General features: G+C 41.8%; 1 pseudogene. It reads left to right on the top strand.

The window, feature by feature from the left end:
• Positions 1–280: pseudogene (locus HC175_RS24085) on the top strand (toprim domain-containing protein); the annotation flags it as partial.

Raw genomic sequence — 280 nt, 5'->3', positions numbered from 1 at the left:
AAGAACCTTTGGTATGACTACGGATTAGGTAAAGGTGGAAACATCATAGATCTGGTCATGGCAATAAACGACTGCTCTGCTTATGAAGCAGTACGCTGCCTGCAGGACAATATTCAGTTTTCTTTTTGCCCGGAAAAGGTTTCACGGAAAAAAAATGCTGTACAATTAAAACGGGTATCGGTTCTAAAGCATCCTGCCTTAATTGAATATCTGGATTCAAGGAAAATTCCGCTGGAGGTAGCTCAACGCTTTTGCCAGGAAGTATGGTTTAGCCTGAACA

The sequence above is a fragment of the Salinimicrobium oceani genome, from assembly GCF_012037645.1.
This window is presented reverse-complemented; position numbering and strand designations above follow the sequence as displayed.